The 17,935-nt window shown below is 60.3% G+C and carries 13 protein-coding genes; 10 read left to right on the top strand and 3 right to left on the bottom strand.

The window, feature by feature from the left end; genetic code table 11:
- Position 1: 1 nt before the first annotated feature.
- From mfd to AAC850_RS00055, 3 genes are all read right to left on the bottom strand, one after another.
- Positions 2 to 3,484 (bottom strand): transcription-repair coupling factor, encoded by a 3,483-nt coding sequence (gene mfd / locus AAC850_RS00065; protein ID WP_340586136.1) that lies wholly within the window; start codon positions 3,482 to 3,484, stop codon positions 2 to 4.
- Between the two features lie 64 nt (positions 3,485 to 3,548).
- A complete protein-coding gene (locus tag AAC850_RS00060) occupies positions 3,549 to 3,827 on the bottom strand; it encodes an FAD assembly factor SdhE (protein ID WP_340586134.1) in 279 nt (92 codons plus the stop codon).
- A 56-nt stretch (positions 3,828 to 3,883) separates the two neighbouring features.
- Positions 3,884 to 4,312, bottom strand: coding sequence for a hypothetical protein (locus AAC850_RS00055; protein ID WP_340586133.1), 429 nt, complete (start codon positions 4,310 to 4,312; stop codon positions 3,884 to 3,886).
- A 150-nt stretch (positions 4,313 to 4,462) separates the two neighbouring features.
- On the opposite strand from AAC850_RS00055, the gene recG reads away from it, so the two are divergent.
- From recG to AAC850_RS00005, 10 genes are all read left to right on the top strand, one after another.
- A complete protein-coding gene (gene recG, locus AAC850_RS00050) occupies positions 4,463 to 6,535 on the top strand; it encodes an ATP-dependent DNA helicase RecG (protein ID WP_340586132.1) in 2,073 nt (690 codons plus the stop codon).
- A 100-nt stretch (positions 6,536 to 6,635) separates the two neighbouring features.
- On the top strand, positions 6,636 to 8,225 hold the full coding sequence (locus AAC850_RS00045; RefSeq protein WP_340586130.1) for an amino acid permease: 1,590 nt from the start codon (positions 6,636 to 6,638) through the stop codon (positions 8,223 to 8,225).
- A gap of 86 nt (positions 8,226 to 8,311) precedes the next feature.
- On the top strand, positions 8,312 to 8,716 hold the full coding sequence (locus AAC850_RS00040; RefSeq protein ID WP_340586129.1) for a hypothetical protein: 405 nt from the start codon (positions 8,312 to 8,314) through the stop codon (positions 8,714 to 8,716).
- Positions 8,717 to 8,812: 96 nt separating this feature from the next.
- Entirely contained in the window at positions 8,813 to 10,582 is a 1,770-nt protein-coding gene (locus tag AAC850_RS00035; RefSeq protein ID WP_340586128.1) for a DUF885 domain-containing protein, read from the top strand.
- A 100-nt stretch (positions 10,583 to 10,682) separates the two neighbouring features.
- The gene (locus AAC850_RS00030) at positions 10,683 to 11,924 is read left to right on the top strand and encodes a lipoprotein-releasing ABC transporter permease subunit (RefSeq protein ID WP_340586126.1); all 1,242 of its coding nucleotides are present in this window, start codon (positions 10,683 to 10,685) and stop codon (positions 11,922 to 11,924) included.
- Positions 11,917 to 12,591: an ABC transporter ATP-binding protein gene (locus AAC850_RS00025; RefSeq protein ID WP_340586124.1), complete on the top strand. Its 675-nt coding sequence runs from the start codon at positions 11,917 to 11,919 to the stop codon at positions 12,589 to 12,591. Before AAC850_RS00030 ends, AAC850_RS00025 begins: the two co-directional genes overlap by 8 nt.
- Positions 12,592 to 12,600: 9 nt before the next feature.
- Complete coding sequence (locus AAC850_RS00020; protein WP_340586123.1) at positions 12,601 to 13,128, top strand: hypothetical protein; 528 nt, start codon at positions 12,601 to 12,603, stop codon at positions 13,126 to 13,128.
- A gap of 45 nt (positions 13,129 to 13,173) precedes the next feature.
- Positions 13,174 to 13,539, top strand: a complete 366-nt coding sequence (locus AAC850_RS00015; protein ID WP_340586122.1) for a hypothetical protein — start codon at positions 13,174 to 13,176, stop codon at positions 13,537 to 13,539.
- Between the two features lie 39 nt (positions 13,540 to 13,578).
- The gene (gene dnaE, locus AAC850_RS00010; protein WP_340586120.1) at positions 13,579 to 17,046 is read left to right on the top strand and encodes a DNA polymerase III subunit alpha; all 3,468 of its coding nucleotides are present in this window, start codon (positions 13,579 to 13,581) and stop codon (positions 17,044 to 17,046) included.
- Complete coding sequence (locus AAC850_RS00005; protein ID WP_340586118.1) at positions 17,043 to 17,837, top strand: helix-turn-helix domain-containing protein; 795 nt, start codon at positions 17,043 to 17,045, stop codon at positions 17,835 to 17,837. The genes dnaE and AAC850_RS00005 overlap by 4 nt, the downstream gene beginning before the upstream one ends.
- Positions 17,838 to 17,935: the final 98 nt, after the last annotated feature.

The raw sequence follows: 17,935 nt of genomic DNA, 5'->3' as shown, positions 1-17,935 counted from the left end.
CTTACGCGGCGTTCTTCTTCGCCCGCTTCACGACATTGCTGAGCCCCTTGGTGAGCTGGAACAGACCGTTCAGGCGGCTCTGCGGATCGCCCCATGCGCGGTTGATCACCAGCTTCATGTCGGGCCGCAGTTTGGCGGTGCCCTGCAAGCGGTCGACATAGGCGATCAGGCCTGCCGGATCGGGAAAATTGTTCTCGTGGAAGGTTACCAGAGTCCCGCGTGCGCCTACATCGATCTTGGCGATATTTGCCTCGATAGCCTGGCCCTTGATCTCGATCAGTCGGATGAGGTTCTTCGTCGGCTGCGGCAATTCGCCGAAACGATCGATCATTTCCGCTGCCAGGCTCTCGATCTCAGCCTGTCCCTCGGTCTGGTTCAGGCGGCGATAGAGCGCCATGCGCACCGCGAGATCGGGCACGTAATCCTCGGGGATCATGATCGGCGCGTCGACCGTGATCTGTGGGCTCAGGCCGGTGCTGTCGGCCTTCAGCCCCGCATCACCTGCCTTGGCAGCAAGAATCGCGTCTTCCAGCATTGATTGGTACAGCTCGAAGCCGACCTCGCGGATATGGCCGCTCTGCTCGTCGCCCAGCAAATTGCCTGCGCCGCGAATGTCGAGATCGTGGCTGGCAAGCTGGAAGCCCGCGCCAAGGCTGTCGAGATCGCCAAGCACCTTGAGCCGCTTCTCCGCGACTTCCGAGAGCTGCGTATCGGCAGGCGTGGTGAGATAGGCATAGGCACGGATTTTCGCGCGGCCCACGCGTCCGCGCAGCTGGTATAGCTGGGCCAGGCCGAAGCGGTCGGCGCGGTGGATGATCATGGTGTTGGCGCTTGGGAGGTCCAGACCGGACTCGATAATTGTGGTCGAGAGCAGGACTTCGTACTTGCCTTCGTAAAAGGCGCTCATCCGCTCTTCGATTTCTCCTGCGCTCATTTGGCCATGAGCGCTGACATATTTCACCTCAGGGACCGTCTCGCGCAGCCATTCCTCAAGCGGTTCGATGTCCGAAATACGCGGTACGACGATGAAGCTCTGCCCCCCGCGGTGATGTTCGCGCAGCAGCGCCTCACGCACCACCATGTCATCCCATTCCATCACATAGGTTCGCACAGCAAGACGGTCGACCGGAGGGGTCTTGATGGTGGAAAGCTCTCGCAGCCCGGTCATTGCCATTTGCAGCGTGCGCGGGATGGGGGTTGCAGTCAAAGTAAGCACATGAACGTCGGCGCGCAGCGCCTTGAGCTTCTCCTTGTGCGTGACGCCGAATCGCTGTTCCTCGTCGACGATCACCAGGCCGAGGTTCTTGAACTGCGTGTTCTTGGACAAGATCGCATGGGTGCCGATCACGATGTCGACCGTGCCATCGGCCAGTCCTTCACGGGTCAATTTCATTTCTGCACTTGGGACAAGACGAGAGAGGCGACCGATTTTGAGCGGGAAGCCGGAAAAGCGATCGCAGAAATTCTGGAAATGCTGGCGTGCGAGCAGGGTGGTCGGGGCAACCATCGCCACCTGCTGGCCGTTCATCGCGGCAACAAAAGCGGCGCGAAGCGCGACCTCTGTCTTGCCGAACCCGACGTCGCCGCATACCAGCCTGTCCATCGGACGTCCGCTTTCCAGATCGCGCAGGACATCTGCGATGGCAGCTTCCTGGTCGTCCGTCTCTTCATACTGGAAGCGGTCGAGGAACTGGTTGTAGCTCGCCTCCTCGGGGGCCAGCACGGGTGCCTTGCGCAGCGCGCGTTGGGCGGCGATTTCCATCAATTCGCCCGCGATTGCGCGGATGCGTTCCTTCAGGCGGGCCCGGCGTTTCTGCCAGGCTTCACCACCAAGACGATCCAGCGGGACGCTTTCTTCGGATGAGCCATAGCGGCTGAGGACGTCGATATTCTCGACCGGGATGAACAGCTTGTCGCCGCCTGCATATTCCAGCCGCACGCAATCGTGCTGGCTCTTCCCGACGGCGATCGGTTCCAGCCCGATGTACTTGCCGATACCGTGATCGACATGGACCACCAGATCGCCACGCGCCAATGCCTGCAATTCGGCGAGGAAGGCGTCGGCATCCTTCTTGCGCTTTTTGCGGCGGACAAGCCGGTCGCCCAGCAGATCCTGCTCGGTAACAAGTTCGAGCTCGTCATTAGCAAAGCCGGTATCTAGTGGGAGCACCATCGCAGTGGCCTTGCCCTTCGCCGACGTGCCCAGCGCTTCCTGCCAGCTTTCCGCGACGCTAATCTTGGTGCCGGCTTCCTCGATGATCGAGGTGATGCGGCTGAGCGATCCTTGCGTGTAGGCCGCTAAAAGAGGCCGCTTGCCTGCCTTGCCGAGCGCAGCAAAGTGTTTCGCCGCCGCTTCGTAGACATTGCTGCCTTGTGAGCGTTCGGGCGTAAAATCGCGGGCCGATCGGAAGCCGAAATCGATCACCGTGTCGCTTTCGGGCTCGTCGAAGATCGACGCCTTGTGGATTGGCCAGCCCGTCATCGCCGCGTCCAGCTCATCTTTCGTCAGATAGAGCTGTGCGGGATCGATAGGCCTGTAGCTGCCCTTCTTCTGCCCAGCGATTTCGCTGCGCTGGCGGTGGTAATCGGCGATGTCCGACAGGCGTTCTTCTGCGGCCTGTATGGCGGTGGCATCGATTACCAGCGTGGCGTCCTTGCCAAGATGGTCGAACAGCGTTGCCATCTTTTCCTCGAACAGCGGGAGCCAGTGCTCCATGCCCGCCAGCCGACGCCCGTCGCTCACAGCCTCATACAGCGGGTCCTGCGTGGCACCGGCCCCGAATGCCTCGCGGTAGCGGCCGCGGAACCGCTTGATGCTATCCTCGTCGAGAAGCGCCTCGCTGGCGGGGAGCAGCAGGTGCGATTCGATGGTTGCGGTGGTGCGCTGCGTATTGGGATCGAATAGACGGAGGCTTTCGAGTTCGTCACCGAAGAAATCGAGCCGCAGCCCACCATCCAACCCGCTCGGATGGATATCGACAATGCTGCCGCGCATCGCGAATTCGCCCGTATCGACCACTGTATCGACGCGGGTGTAGCCCTGCCGACGCAGCAGCGCGGCGAGGCTCTCATGCCCGATTTCTGTCCCGACCTTGAATTCGCGCACCGCCTCGCGAATTCGGAACGGCGTAAGCACGCGCTGCATCAGGGCGTTGACCGTCGTGACAACCAGCTGGTCGCCAGCCTTGCCCGCCTGCAGTTGGTGAAGCGCTGCCAGCCGCTGCGCGCTGACCGACATGGCCGGGCTGGCCCGGTCGAACGGGAGGCAATCCCACGCCGGGAACTCGATCACCTGAAGTTCGGGCGCGAAAAAGTGAGCGGCATCCACCACCGCGCGCATGGCGGCATCGTCGGGAGCGATGAAAACGGCGCGGCCCCGCGCTGCACGGGCAAGGTCGGCCATGACAAGCGGTTGCGCACCGCGCGCGATACGCGTCAGGGTGAGCGGCTGTTCGGCTTTCAGAATGCGGGACAGGTCAGGCATTGGTTGAGCAACTATTCACAAGCGAAAAAGCCCCCAACTCGGATGAGCAGGGGGTCAGGCCTGTCTAGATGCGCACATAGTCGAGCTTGCGCAAGACCTCCATTTGGTCACCCTGTAGATGCTCCGGTGGCTCGCCGCGGCCCATGCCCCACGCCATGACGTCGACATCGTCTTCTTCCAGCAATGCCTCGAACCAGGCTAGCCCAGCTTCGTCCCACTCGCCGTGATAGGTATCGAAGTAGCAGCCGAACATGTAATCCGCCTCGCGCGTGCCGCGATGCCAGGCGCGGAACTTGGCGCGGGCCAGCCGGGCTGCGAGCGGATTTTCGGCTGTGTCGGTCATAACAAAGGGGCGCCTCAACGAATGAGACGCCCCTCTGAACTTTCAGGCGATCCCGATCAAGGGTGCGTGTGAGTGAAGTAGGTCGTTGCGGATTTGACCAAGCCGTCAATTTCCTCGCCCAGTGCTTCCATGGCATCGTCGGAGCCAGCGCGCTCACGTACCGCAGCGAAGAAGGCATCGCGATGAGGGTTTGCATGGGAATCAAAAGCAGCCATGCCACCATGCATTTCCGATACAACGATGAGGTCGACATCGGGATTGGTCATCACCCAATGCACCGTCTCCGCACTCTGACCAGTGGCAGCACGCGCAGGTGCGACGTAGGTTTCGTGAATCTCGAACCACCGGTCATCTGCGCCGTCTTCAAGATCAATAACCGTCACGCGATAGGTTGTGCGCGGTTCTTCGGCTTCTTGTGCCTGTGCAGGAATTGCAAACAGAGCCACCGCAGCCGATGCGGCCAGCAATTTGGTGAATTTCAACATATAAGGTCCCCCTGGGTAACGAAAAAACGACCCTGGTTGCGACCCCGAGGGCTTTCTAGCACCAAACAGGAATAAGCGGAAATCCCTATTGTGCCCAGCGCCTCGTGCATGGGTTCGCAACGGATGAACCAGCCGCTAAAGGGGTAGAACATGCGCCCCGATATCCTCAATCCCCTGTTTGCCGAGATCGACAGCCTTGAAGGCATCGGCCCGAAGCTGAAAAAGCCACTTGAACGGCTTGGTCTCGCGCGGGTTCGGGACGTGCTTTATCATTTGCCCGAGCGGTTCGTGACACGCCGTGCAGTACAGAATCTGGACGATGCGCAAGTAGGTGAGCAGGTGGTCGTGGCGCTCACCACAGTCGAACATCGCAGCCCGCGCAATCCGGGGCGCGGACCCTACCGCGTTCTAACGCAGGACGCGAAAGGCAATATCTGCACGCTGACTTATTTCGGACGCGCAAGTTACACCGCGAAAAAGCAGCTCCCGGTAGGGGAAACGCGCTGGGTTGCCGGGCGGCTCGACCAGTATGACCAGATGCTCCAGATCGTGCATCCCGACCACGTGGCGGAGCAGAGTGCCGATGCGATGGGCAAGATGGTGGAGCCGATCTACAGGTTGGCGGAGGGGCTGACACAGCCGCGGATCGGGTCGCTGGTCGAACAATCGCTCGCCCGCGCGCCGCAGCTGCCCGAATGGATTGAGCCGACCACGCTCGACCGGGAGAGCTGGCCCGCGTGGAGCGATGCAGTGGCACTGGCGCACAAGGGCGAGAACGCGAAGGCGCGCGATCGTCTCGCTTATGATGAACTCTTCGCCAATGCACTCGCGCTGCTGCTGGTGCGGCAGAGCAATCGGGCGCGCAAGGGGCAGAGCTTGCAGGGCGACGGCTCGCTGCGCGACAAGCTGCAACTTCCGTTTCCGCTCACCGGCGCCCAACAGAGAAGTATCGCGGAAATTGCAGGCGACATGGCGCAAGCAAGCCCGATGCTGCGTCTGCTTCAGGGCGATGTCGGCGCGGGCAAGACAGTCGTGGCGCTAGAAGCGATGCTGGTGGCAGTCGAAGCCGGCGCGCAGGCGGCATTGCTCGCTCCGACCGAACTGCTCGCCCGGCAGCATCTGGAGAGCCTGCGCAGCCTTGCTGCCTCCACAGGCGTCGAGATCGCGCTGTTGACGGGCCGCGACAAGGGTAGGGCACGGGAAAGCATCCTCATGGGCCTGCTCGATGGCAGCATCGACATCGTCGTTGGCACACATGCGATTTTTCAGGACTCGGTGAGCTACAAGAATCTCGGCCTGGTAGTGATCGACGAGCAGCACCGCTTCGGTGTCTCGCAGCGCCTGTTGCTCACGCAAAAGGGCAAGGTGACCCCGCACACGCTGGCGATGACTGCAACGCCGATCCCGCGTACGCTGGTTCTTGCCAATCATGGCGAAATGGAAGTCAGCCGGCTGGACGAGCTACCGCCCGGTAGACAGGCGATCGACACGCGGGTTCTGCCGCTCGACCGGCTCGACGATATCGCCGCCGCCGTGGGTCGCCATGTCGCTAGCGGCCAGCAGGCCTATTGGGTGTGCCCGATGGTTCGTGGCTCCGAAAGCGAAAACGAAGATCTCGCTGCCGCCGAAGCACGTTATGCCGCCCTAAAAGAGCGGTTCGGAGACGATGTCGTGCTGGTCCACGGCCAGCTCGCACCCGAATTGAAAGACGCCGGAATGGCGCGCTTTGCAGCAGGCGACGCGAAGCTGCTGGTCGCGACAACGGTGATCGAGGTCGGCGTCGATGTACCCAATGCCACGCTCATGGTGATCGAGCAGGCCGAACGATTCGGTCTCGCCCAGCTTCACCAATTGCGGGGCCGGGTGGGTCGAGGTGCGGAGAAATCGACCTGCCTGCTGCTGCGCGGCAACGAATTGAGCGAGACGGGCAAGAAACGACTCGAACTGATGAAAAGCTCGCAGGATGGTTTCGAACTGGCCGAAGAAGACCTGCGCCTGCGTGGCGGCGGAGAATTGCTCGGCACGCGCCAGAGCGGGGATGAGGGATTCAACATCGCGTCGCTCGAACAGGTAACCAAGCTGATCGACACGGCCAATGCCGATGCGAAGCTGTTGCTCGAGAACGAAGGCGGGCTGGACAAGTCACATCGCGGCGAGGCAGCGCGCATGGTGCTTTACCTGCTCGAGCGCGACTGGGGCGTGCAGACGCTGCGGGGCGGTTAGCGAAAATTGCGATTGTATGCGCGCTGATTTGGAGTAAATCACGCGGCACCGGCTGGTCGGGCAGGGCATTCCTGCTTCAAGCCTGGGGAATGTCCTCAAAATGCTGAAAGATCGGGTCAAACCGCTGGATGCCATCCTGGCCACCGCGGAACGCAAGTCCTTGCACCGGACACTTGGTGCCTTCCAACTCATGCTCTTCGGTATCGGCTGCATCATCGGGACCGGCATATTCGTGCTGACTGCCGCAGGTGCGCAAAAGGCTGGTCCGGGCCTCATGCTGGCTTTCGCGATTGCGGGTGCCGTCTGTGTCGTCGCGGCGCTTTGCTACGCCGAGATAGCGTCGATGATTCCCGTCGCAGGTTCGGCATATACCTACAGCTATGCGACCGTCGGCGAGTTCATCGCGTGGACGGTCGGTTGGGCGCTGGTCCTTGAATACGCCATCGCCGCATCTGCTGTTTCGGTTGGGTGGTCTGGGTACTTCACCGGGACGATCCTGAATGACACCTTCGGGATTGCCTTGCCGCCATGGCTTACTGCCGGGCCGCTGGCATTTGGCGGAGCGCCTGGCGGATTGATAAACCTGCCAGCCATGGTGATCGCGTTGCTGGTGACCTGGCTGTTGATGATCGGTACGTCGGAGAGCGCCAAGGTCAACGCCGTTCTCGTATTGATCAAGGTGACTGCGCTTACCGCTTTTATTGCGCTCACGCTTAATAGTTCACAGTTCGACGCCTCCCACTTCAACCCATTCCTGCCTGCGGGCGTATTCGGAGGGTGGGGATCCGGGGTCGGCGCTGTCGGCGCAGCGGCAACGATCTTCTTCGCCTATGTCGGTTTCGATGCTGTATCCACCGCAGCAGAGGAGACCAAGAATCCGCAGCGTAATGTGCCGATCGGACTGGTTGGCTCGCTCCTGTTCTGCACATTGTTCTACATTTTGGTGGCAGCGGGAGCGATCGGGACGATCGGCGGACAGCCGATCATGGGGCCGGGAGGGATTCCTTTCCCAGCAGGCTCGGAGGAATTAGCCCGCCAATGCGCGATGCCGCAACATGCCGACGCATTGGTCTGTTCGAACGAGGCGCTGGCTCACGTGCTCCGTCAGATCGGATTTGGCGCAATCGGGAATGTGCTCGGCTATGCCGCGATACTCGCATTGCCCTCGGTCATTCTGGTGTTGCTGTTTGCCCAGACGCGCATTTTTTTCGTGATGAGCCGCGACGGGCTGTTGCCGGAAGGATTGTCGAAGGTGCATCCGAAATGGAAGACACCATATGTCGTCACCGCCATTACCGGGGTGGTCGTGGCGGTCGGCGCGGCATTTTTCCCCGTTGGGCAACTGGCGGACATTGCCAATGCCGGCACGCTCTATGCCTTCGCAATGGTGGCGGTCGCGGTGATGGTCTTGCGCCGAAACGACCCAGCGCGAGTCCGTTCGTTTCGTGTACCCGCGCTCATCGTCATCGGCCCGGCAACCATTATCGGCTGCGCGTTTCTGTTCCTGAACCTGCCATCGGAGGCGATGCTGGTCCTCCCCATCTGGACCCTGATCGGTTGCTTGATCTATTTCGGTTACAGCCGCCGGAACAGTCACTTGGGTCGCGGCATCATCGAAACGCCGGAAATCGAGGTGGCAATAACGCTGGAGCCTGACATTCCCGGAATTGCAGATCGCGGACGGGATTGAGACAGCCGGTTGGTCGCGCCAGAGTTTTTGCTGATACGGATCGGTCGTGTTACCTCTCGCGCAAATCAACCGAGGGGGTTCCGACCATGAAATATCTTGCACTTGCACTAGTCGTCGCCCTGGCAGCTTGCACTGAAGCCGATGACACAATGGTCGTGGACGAGGCAGAAGTCGTTGCCGACGATGCCGAGGCGGCAGCGACGACCTACGACGGTGGCCCGGCGTTGGGCACATATGAGGCGATCTCCACCGATGGCACCGTACTGACCCAGACGACATGGGAAGACGGAACCGTCTCCACCGTCGATGCGGACGGGAATGAAGTGCTCGGCGTCTATACGATGGAAAACGAGCGGTTTTGCATCACCAATGAAGGCGAGACCGAAGCGTCCTGCTATGCCTATAGTGACCGTACCGATGACGGTTCATGGACAGCGACCAACGAAGCCGATCCGGAAGATGTCTGGATGATCCGCCGCATCGAAAGCTGATCGGCGGCGAAATGGGCAAGGGTTAAATGACAATTGTCGCTTGCCACTGCCACTCACCAACCTAGTCTCGCCTGCAACCACCGGGAGAGACTCCACATGATCCGAACGCTTTTCGCTGCTTCAACCCTCGCGCTCGCCCTCGCTACGGCGCAACCCGCCTTCGCACAGGGTGCCGAAAGCGATTTTACCGACTTGCGCGAGGAAGTGTGGCAATGGACTCTCGACAATGACCCCTATCTCGCCACCAGCATCGGTGATCGGCGCGGGGATGGTCAACTGGGCGACTCCTCGCTCGAGGGTTATGAGCGAGAACTTGAGGAAATCCGCGCTTTCCGGGCCAGGCTGAACGCAATTGACGAGGCTGCGCTCCCGGCTGACCTCCGGATCGATTATGCGCTGATGGCGCGCGATTTTTCCGACAGGCTCGAGAGCGCGACACACGATCACAGCCGCTATATCGTCTTCACCAATCGCGGGGGACCGCAATCAGCCATCGCCGGGCTGGCCTATGGCTCCCCGTTGTTCACCGCTCAGGATTATTCCAGCTATATCGGTCGCTTGGAAGCATTTCCTGAATATGTATCTCACACGATCTCACGAAGTCAAACAGCCATCGATCTTGGGCTGACGCAGCCGTGCGGGCCGATGCAGGGATATCAAAATTCGATAACGGGCCTGATAGCCGATACGCCGGAAAATTCGGTCTGGTGGAGCGCATTCGAGACACGCCCTGCAACCATAACTGAAGACGAATGGGCACAAATCGTCACACGAGGACGCTCTGCCATCACTGAGGGCGCATTTGCCGGCCTGCAAAGTTTTGCCGATTTCTACACGCAGGAATATGCGCCCGAATGCCGAACCGGCGTGGCGGTAGGTGTCGGCAATACAGAAGGTGGGGAGGAATATTACGCCTACCGCGTGCGCAGCTTCACGACCACCGATATGACGCCGCAAGAGATCCACGACCTCGGCCAGTCCGAGGTTGCTCGTATACGTGCCGAAATGGAGGCGGTGGCGGCAGAAGCCGGCTACGCATCGCGCGAGGCCTATATCGAGCACCTGCGCACCGATCCGCAGTATTATCCAGAGGATGAAGAGAGCTACCTCCGCTACACGCAGGCGCTCGCGAAGGAAATCGACGGCTGGATGCCTCGCCTTTTCGGCACATTGCCGCGTTTGCCGTATACTGTCGAACCGATCCCCGCGGCCAACGCACCCGGCAACACCACCGCCTATTACGAAAGCGGTTCGATGGCGACCGGGCAGGCCGGAATTTACCGGCTCAATCTGACTGAGCTCGACCAACGGCCATTGTGGGAGTTGCCAGCGCTTGGAGTCCATGAGGCAGTTCCAGGCCACCATCACCAGATCTCGCTCCAGCAGGAACTCGACATCCATCCGCTGCGCGCCAACGGCACATTCTTCACCGTATTTGTCGAGGGATGGGGGCTGTATTCGGAGCGGCTCGGCATCGAGATGGGCCTCTATGATACCCCGGCCAAGGAAATGGGTCGGTTGAGCTACGAAATGTGGCGCGCAAGCCGGTTGGTGGTGGACACCGGCATCCATGCACTGGGATGGAGCAGGCAGGAGGCGGTTGACTTCATGCTCGCCAATACCGCGCTGTCCGAGGGCAATATCAATGCAGAAGTCAATCGCTACATCACCTGGCCGGGGCAAGCGCTGGCATATAAGATCGGCGAGTTGAAGATTCGCCAATTGCGAACTCGCGCCGAAGCGGCGTTGGGTGCCAATTTCGACCTGCGCGAGTTTCACGACACGGTGCTGGAGAACGGCTCTGTCCCGCTCGATGTACTTGAGCGCCATGTCGATGCGTGGATTGCGAGAGAGCAGGCGCAGTAAATTTGCGGGAAATGCGCCACAGGTCTTGCGGGTGCGCTTCATTGCGGCGAAAGGAAATCTCTCCTAAGCCGCGCCACCCAATGCACGGAAACATGCCCACGTGATCCTATCCCCTTTCGAATGGTCTATCGCCAAGCGCTATATGCTGCCCGGCCGCAGCGAGGCGGTGATTGCGCTGGTCGCGGGCATTTCCATTACGGTTGTCATGCTCTCGGTGGCCATGCTGGTCATCGTGATGAGCGTGATGAACGGCTTTCGTGCCGAATTGCTCGACCGCATCACGGGGCTGAATGGTCATGCGGTGGTGCAGGCCTACGGCGGTCGCCTCGACAATTGGGAAACCGTGCTTGAGGAAGTGCGTGATACGCCGGGCGTAACCCGCGCATCCCCGCTGATCGAGCAGCCCTTGCTGGGAAGCTACAACGGGCGTGCCGAAGCCGTATTCGTTCGCGGCAATACGATGGAAGACATCGCGCGCCTTGAAGAGAACCTCATCGCCGGCGATCTTGGCACGCTGGTCGCGGGGGAACGCAATGTCGCTATCGGATCGCGGCTGCAGCAAAACCTTGGCCTGAGGCTGGGTGAGACGATCACGATCATCAATCCGCAGGGCCGAACCACTCCTTTTGGCACTGTCCCGCGACAAGTCGGTTACACGGTGACCGCCGTGTTCGAAGTGGGTCTGTACGATTTCGACGAGCGGTTCGTGGTGATGCCAATCCCGGTGGCGCAGACCCTGCTCATGACAGGCGATTCCATCGGCATGATCGAGGTGCAGACCGAAGACCCTGAGGAGGTCAACACGATCCTCGCGCCGATCAAGGAACAGCTTTCCGGCCGCGCCATCGTGACCGATTGGCAGACGATGAACTCTTCCTTGTTCGAAGCCTTGCAGGTCGAGCGCGTGGCGATGTTCTTCGCGCTCTCGATCATCGTGCTGGTCGCCGCCTTCAACATCCTTTCCTCGCTGGTGATGCTGGTACGCAGCAAGACGCGCGATATCGCAATCATTCGCACCATGGGCGCTACGCGGCGGAGCCTGATGAAGATATTCGTGACCACCGGCTCGGTCGTCGGTGTTGTCGGCACACTTGCAGGCTTGGCGCTCGGTTTCCTCATTTTGTTTTTCCGCAACGGCATCGTTACGGGGCTGAGCACCGCCTTCGGTATCGAGTTGTGGGACCCGTCGGTTCGTTTCCTGACTGAGCTTCCGGCCAAGACCGACCCGATGGAAGTGCTGATGATCGCCGGAATGGCGCTCGGCCTCAGCTTCCTCGCGACGTTGTACCCAGCATATCGCGCTTCGAATACCGATCCTGTCGAGGTGCTGCGTTATGAGTAGTGCAGTTGTGAAACTGACCAATCTGGCGCGCAGCTTCGAACAGGGCGGCGTTCGAATCGATGTACTCAATGGGGTCGATCTGGAGATCGCGCCCGGCGAGATTGTCGCATTGCTTGGCCCGTCGGGGTCCGGCAAGTCGACAATGTTGCAGGCAGTCGGGCTGCTGGAAGGCGGCTTTTCCGGCACAATCGAGATTGCCGGGCAAGACGCGACGGCACTGGACTCGGCGGAACGGACCAAATTGCGCCGCGACCACCTCGGCTTTGTCTATCAGTTCCATCATTTACTGCCCGATTTCACCGCGCGTGAGAACGTGGTGCTGCCGCAGCTCCTGCTCGATGTGGGCAGGGCAGAGGCGACCGTGCGTGCCGAACAATTGCTGGGTGCGCTGGGACTCGGTCACCGGATGGACCATCGGCCAAGCAAGCTCTCGGGCGGCGAGCAGCAGCGTGTCGCCGTGGCGCGTGCGCTGGCAAACAAGCCGCAATTGGTGTTGGCAGACGAGCCGACCGGGAATCTGGACGAGAAGACCTCCGAACGCGTTCTCGGCGAATTCCTGGAGCTGGTCCGCGGGCAGGGTAGCGCTGCGCTGGTCGCGACGCATAATGAGCGTCTGGCGGCGCGCATGGACCGTGTGGTACGCCTGCACGAGGGACGCATCGATTAGGGGAAGACCATGGAGCTGATTGCAAGCTCGCTCGGGGCGCTGTTGCTTTTGCAGGAGGCTGCGGCACCCGCTCCAGCAACGCCCGTTCCACCACCGCCCTGTGCTGCCGAAGAATACCAGGCATTCGATTTCTGGGTTGGCGAATGGAATGTGACGGCGAACGGTTCAGACCAGCAGGTCGCCACCAGCCGGATCGAGAAGCTTGGAAATGGCTGCGCAATCCAGGAAAACTGGATGCCACTCATCGGCGGCGGCGGGACAAGCATTTCCACGCTGGAGGCCAATAGTGGGACTTGGCATCAGCTATGGGTTGGCAGCTCGCCGGGTCGCGTATTTTTTGAGGGCGGACCTGTCGATGGCGCAATGGTGCTGACTGGCTATTGGGGCACGGACAGCGAAGGCGTCGCACAATTGATCCGCATGACCTACACGGCCCGGAATGACGGAACCGTGCGCCAGCATGGCGAAGTCAGCACCGATCACGGTGCGAACTGGTCCGACAGTTTCGATTTCATCTACACGCGCCAAGCCGGGTAACCGCAACCGATTCCCGCGCGAACCTATCGGGCAAAGGAGAATAGAATGTTCGAAGCCTTTGCAGACTGGTTCCTCTCGCTGGGAGCGAACTACGGCGTCAATCCGTGGATATTCGGCGGAATCTATGTCGGTGCGATACCGTTCTTCCTGCTGTCTATCGGATGGCTGGTGAAGAATGCACGCGCAGGAAAATCAACAGTGCTGCCTACCATGTTGGCAGGCTTTTTCTTCGTTTCAGCCTATCTCTATCTTGCGATTGCCGGGCGCAACATCCCCGTGTGGGTATGGATATTTTTGGCGGTGCTTGTCGTTTACGGAGCGGTTTCGCAAATTCGGCAGACACGCAAGAAGATCGCCGAAGCCAAGGTAGAGGCCGAGCGGAATTCGGAACAGGGGATAGCGGCTAAATAAGCCCTTCAAACATGATCATCTGGCGCGCATATTGATCGGATGCCGCACGCTCCCTTCGTCCCGTTACGCGTTGTCTCAAGCTACTCGATGCTCGAGGGCGCAATCGATCCGAAGGCAATTGCCAAGCTCGCCAAGGAACGTGGCTTTCCCGCTATCGCCATGTGCGACCGCAACGGCCTTTATGGCTCGACCATGTTTGCGGGCGCTGCAATTGGTGAAGGTGTACAGCCGATCATCGGGTGCCTGCTCGGCGTACGGCGCGGGGAAGGTGAGCCGGTCGATTACCTGCCGCTTTACGCGCAGGACGAGGACGGGTGGAACAATTTGTGCCACCTCGTCAGCCGCGCGCACCTCGATCGCCCGCTGGAACTCGAACCGCATGTTACCTTTGCCGATTTCAAAGGTCATACCGATGGATTGATCGCGCTCACCGGAGCGAGCGAAGGTGCGGTCACGCGCCTTTTGGCGGACGGCAAGGAAAAGCGCGCGCATGAAATGGCACAGCATCTCGCCGCCCTGTTTCCCGGTCGGCTCTATGTCGAGTTGGCGCGGCGGGGGAATGCGGTAGAGGAAGCGGCGGAAGAAGGCCTGCTCGATCTTGCCTACGCGCAGGAGCTTCCGCTGGTTGCAACCAACCCGGCCAATTTCGCTGAGCCGCATATGCACAGTGCGCATGACGCCATGTTGTGCATTGCCAATTCCTCGCAGATCGACAGCGATGACCGGCCTACTTCCAACCCGCAGGCCTTCGTGAAGAATGCCGCGATGATGGAAGAACTGTTCGCCGACCTGCCGGAGGCGACCGCCAATACGCTCGTTGTTGCGCAGCGTTGCGCTTTTGCTCCACCGCGCCGCAAGCCGATCCTGCCCAGCCTTGCGGGAGATCTTGAAGGCGAATCCCGTATGCTGGAGGAGGATGCGAAGAAGGGTCTCGCCGCGCGCCTCGAAAAATATGGCGAACTGACCGATGAAGAGCTGAAGACTTATGTCGAGCGGCTCGATTACGAAGTCGGAATTATCCGCAACATGGGCTTTCCCGGCTACTTCCTGATCGTTGCCGACTTCATCAAATGGGCAAAGGCGCAAGGGATTCCGGTGGGACCGGGGCGTGGTTCGGGTGCGGGTTCGCTGGTGGCCTGGGCGCTCACCATTACCGATCTCGACCCGATACGTCTGGGCTTGCTTTTCGAGCGATTCCTCAATCCGGAACGCGTTTCCATGCCCGACTTCGATATCGACTTCTGTGAAACACGGCGCGGCGAGGTGATCCGCTACGTGCAGGATCGCTATGGTCACGACAAGGTCGCGCAGATCATCACCTTCGGCAAGATGAAGGCACGCGCAGTGCTACGCGATACGGGCCGCATATTGCAGATGCCCTACGGCCAGGTGGACCGGCTTACGAAAATGGTGCCCAACCATCCCACCGATCCGTGGACGCTGCCGCGCACGCTCAACGGCGCGGCCGATTTCAAACGCGAATATGACAATGACAACGAGGTAAAGCGCCTCGTCGACCTTGCCATGCAGCTTGAGGGTTTTCCGCGCAATTCCTCCACCCATGCCGCTGGTGTGGTGATCGGCGACCGTCCGCTCAGCCAGCTTGTGCCGCTTTACCGCGATCCGCGTTCGGACATGCCGGTGACGCAGTTTGACATGAAGCATGTCGAGGACTCGGGGCTGGTGAAGTTTGACTTCCTTGGGCTGAAAACACTCAGCGTGCTGCGCAAGGCCGTAGATTTGCTGGCGCTGCGGGGTGTGACGGTCGATCTCGATACACTGCCGTGGGACGATGACAGTGTCTACGACCTGATGAAGCGCGGTGATACGGTGGGCGTCTTCCAGCTTGAATCTGAAGGGATGCGGCGGACGCTGACTGCAGTGAAGCCCACCAAGTTCGAAGACATCATCGCGCTCGTCTCGCTCTATCGTCCCGGACCGATGGACAACATTCCGCTTTTTGGCAAACGCAAGGCGGGCGAAGTGCCGATCGAATATCCTCATCCCAAGCTGGAAGGGATCCTCGGGGAAACCTACGGCATCTTCGTCTACCAGGAACAGGTAATGCAGGCTGCGCAAATCCTGGCGGGATATTCGCTCGGCGATGCCGATCTGCTGCGGCGCGCGATGGGCAAGAAGGTACAGGCAGAGATGGATGCGCAGCGCCAGCGCTTCACCGATGGCTGCGGCGAAGTGTCCGGAATCGCGCCGAAACAGGCGAACGAATTGTTCGATTTGATCGACAAATTCGCCGGTTACGGCTTCAACAAGTCGCACGCTGCCGCATACGCTCTCCTCAGCTACCAGACCGCTTGGCTGAAAACCCACTATCCGGAAGAATTCTACGCGGCTTCGATGTGCTTCGACATGCACCAATCGGAAAAGCTCGCAGTCTTTGTCGACGATGCACGGCGTAATGGCATTGAATTGCTGGCGCCCGATATCAACGCCTCTCACGCCGAGTTCAGCGTTGAGCAAACCGACGAGGGATGGGCGGTGCGCTATGCGCTCGCGGGCATCCGCAATGTCGGTGAGAAGGCGATGGAGCAGGTTGTTGCGGAGCGGCAGGCACACGGGGCGTTTGAATCGCTCGAAGATGCCTTCCGACGTTGCCCCGCAGGTTCGATGAATCGCAAGCAGTTGGAGGGGCTGGCCGGGGCCGGAGCTTTCGACGGGCTGGAACCTAACCGGGCCAAGGTCATGGCCAATGCCGACATGCTGCTGGCGGTTTCCGAAGCTGCCAACCGCGAGAAGGCGAGCGGTCAGGCGGCTTTGTTCGGCGGCGAGGATCACGCGGAGCCATCGCTCAAGCTGAAAGATGTCGACGCGTGGACACGGCCAGAACAAATGGCGGTCGAGCGCGACACGTTCGGCTTCTACTTTGCCGCACATCCGGTTCAAGAATTCCGCATGATTGCCTCTGCCAATGGCGCGCGAAGCTATGCGGCCCTAATGGAAAGCGGCATTGTCGGCGGTCGCCAGCCTGCGGTCATGGCGGCAATGGTGGAGAGCGTGAACAAGGGTCGCACCAAGCGCGGTGCGGAATTCATCCGCGCGGACTTCTCCGACGCATCGGGACAGTTCAGTGCTGCCTGCTTCGAGGAGTCATTGGTCGAGAGCTTCCAGAAATGGGCGGCGGAAGGCACATGCGTGTTGCTCAACGTCGAGCTGGATTCGCCCAATCCCGACGATCCTCCCCGTGTCACTGTTCGCGGAGCCAAACCTCTCGCAGAGGTTACAAGCACGGCGCGAATGCAGATAACCGCGGACGTGCTGAATGCCGAAGGATTGGCCGCGCTACGCGATGCTCTGACTATCGGCCGTGCCGGGCATGGCGAGGTGATCGTGCGTTTGTGTATCGGTGAAGAAGTCGAACCCGAGATGCTGCTGGGGCGCGACTTCGCGTTGGGCAGTGAAATGGCGGAGCGTCTTGCCGACACGCCGGGCCTCGAAAATATCCAGCTCGCGCCCATCAAGGGAATTGGGCACTTGCGGTTGGTCGCATGAGCGACGCGATCGCCGAGTTGACCGATAAGGAGAAGGAGGCCTTGCGCCTCCTGTTGGCGGGGCATGATGCAAAGACATCTGCCAACGAGCTGGGCCTGTCGGTTCACACAATCAACGATAGATTGCGCAACGCCCGCCGCAAATTGGGCGTGTCGAGCAGCCGCGAGGCTGCAAGAATCTTGGGGGACGCCGAGGGCGGGTCCCCCCAAAACCATGCACACAGCGAATTCGGGATGGCGCGAGGCCAGTCCGAACCCGATCCTGCAATCCTCAACCAATCGAACCGCACCGCTACTTCCAGGACGGTGTGGCTAGCAGGAGGAATGCTGATCATGTCTATCGTATTGGCCGCAATCGTTGTCGGCGCTGTTTACACAGCCGAAGAACCCAGGACCGAAACTTCCGAGCAACCGGAGCAATCGCAATCTGCCGGGCCGCTGTCGGAAGCCGACGAAATCGCGGCTGTCGAGAGAGCCGAAACCTTCGTTGCGCTGGTCGATGATGGCCGATGGGAAGACAGCTGGGAGAATGCCGGACCCTATTTTCAGTCGCAAGCCAGCGTTGCGGAGTGGACTTCGCTTATCGAGGCGGTGCGTCCGGAGCTTGGGGAAGTTCGGTCGCGAGAAGTCGTGCAGACCCAGCATCTCGAAACAGTGCCTGGGGCGCCGGAAGGGGATTATACTATCCTGCAATTCAGCACCGAATTCGCGAACCGTGAGGAGGCTATTGAAACCATCATGATGATGCGGGGCGACGATGGCCTGCAGGTCGTTGGCTATTTTATCCAGTAGTCGACAGACAAGCATCGCACCCAAACAAAAGGGGCCGGGAGATTGCTCTCCCGGCCCCGTTTTGTTGGTTTGCCGTGAAGGCTGGGCTTACATGCCCG

Origin of the sequence: Erythrobacter alti (genome assembly GCF_037996805.1) — a bacterium.
Classification (GTDB): domain Bacteria; phylum Pseudomonadota; class Alphaproteobacteria; order Sphingomonadales; family Sphingomonadaceae; genus Alteraurantiacibacter; species Alteraurantiacibacter alti.
This window is presented reverse-complemented; position numbering and strand designations above follow the sequence as displayed.

What these genes read in the sequence shown, in the direction of transcription:
- dnaE (WP_340586120.1), top strand. Translation starts at nt 13,579, where the DNA reads ATGCCGCACGCTCCCTTCGTCCCGTTACGCGTTGTCTCAAGCTACTCG.
- recG (WP_340586132.1), top strand. Translation starts at nt 4,463, where the DNA reads ATGCGCCCCGATATCCTCAATCCCCTGTTTGCCGAGATCGACAGCCTT.
- AAC850_RS00060 (WP_340586134.1), bottom strand. Translation starts at nt 3,827, where the DNA reads ATGACCGACACAGCCGAAAATCCGCTCGCAGCCCGGCTGGCCCGCGCC.
- AAC850_RS00040 (WP_340586129.1), top strand. Translation starts at nt 8,312, where the DNA reads ATGAAATATCTTGCACTTGCACTAGTCGTCGCCCTGGCAGCTTGCACT.
- AAC850_RS00005 (WP_340586118.1), top strand. Translation starts at nt 17,043, where the DNA reads ATGAGCGACGCGATCGCCGAGTTGACCGATAAGGAGAAGGAGGCCTTG.
- AAC850_RS00020 (WP_340586123.1), top strand. Translation starts at nt 12,601, where the DNA reads ATGGAGCTGATTGCAAGCTCGCTCGGGGCGCTGTTGCTTTTGCAGGAG.
- AAC850_RS00035 (WP_340586128.1), top strand. Translation starts at nt 8,813, where the DNA reads ATGATCCGAACGCTTTTCGCTGCTTCAACCCTCGCGCTCGCCCTCGCT.
- mfd (WP_340586136.1), bottom strand. Translation starts at nt 3,484, where the DNA reads ATGCCTGACCTGTCCCGCATTCTGAAAGCCGAACAGCCGCTCACCCTG.
- AAC850_RS00045 (WP_340586130.1), top strand. Translation starts at nt 6,636, where the DNA reads ATGCTGAAAGATCGGGTCAAACCGCTGGATGCCATCCTGGCCACCGCG.
- AAC850_RS00055 (WP_340586133.1), bottom strand. Translation starts at nt 4,312, where the DNA reads ATGTTGAAATTCACCAAATTGCTGGCCGCATCGGCTGCGGTGGCTCTG.
- AAC850_RS00015 (WP_340586122.1), top strand. Translation starts at nt 13,174, where the DNA reads ATGTTCGAAGCCTTTGCAGACTGGTTCCTCTCGCTGGGAGCGAACTAC.
- AAC850_RS00025 (WP_340586124.1), top strand. Translation starts at nt 11,917, where the DNA reads ATGAGTAGTGCAGTTGTGAAACTGACCAATCTGGCGCGCAGCTTCGAA.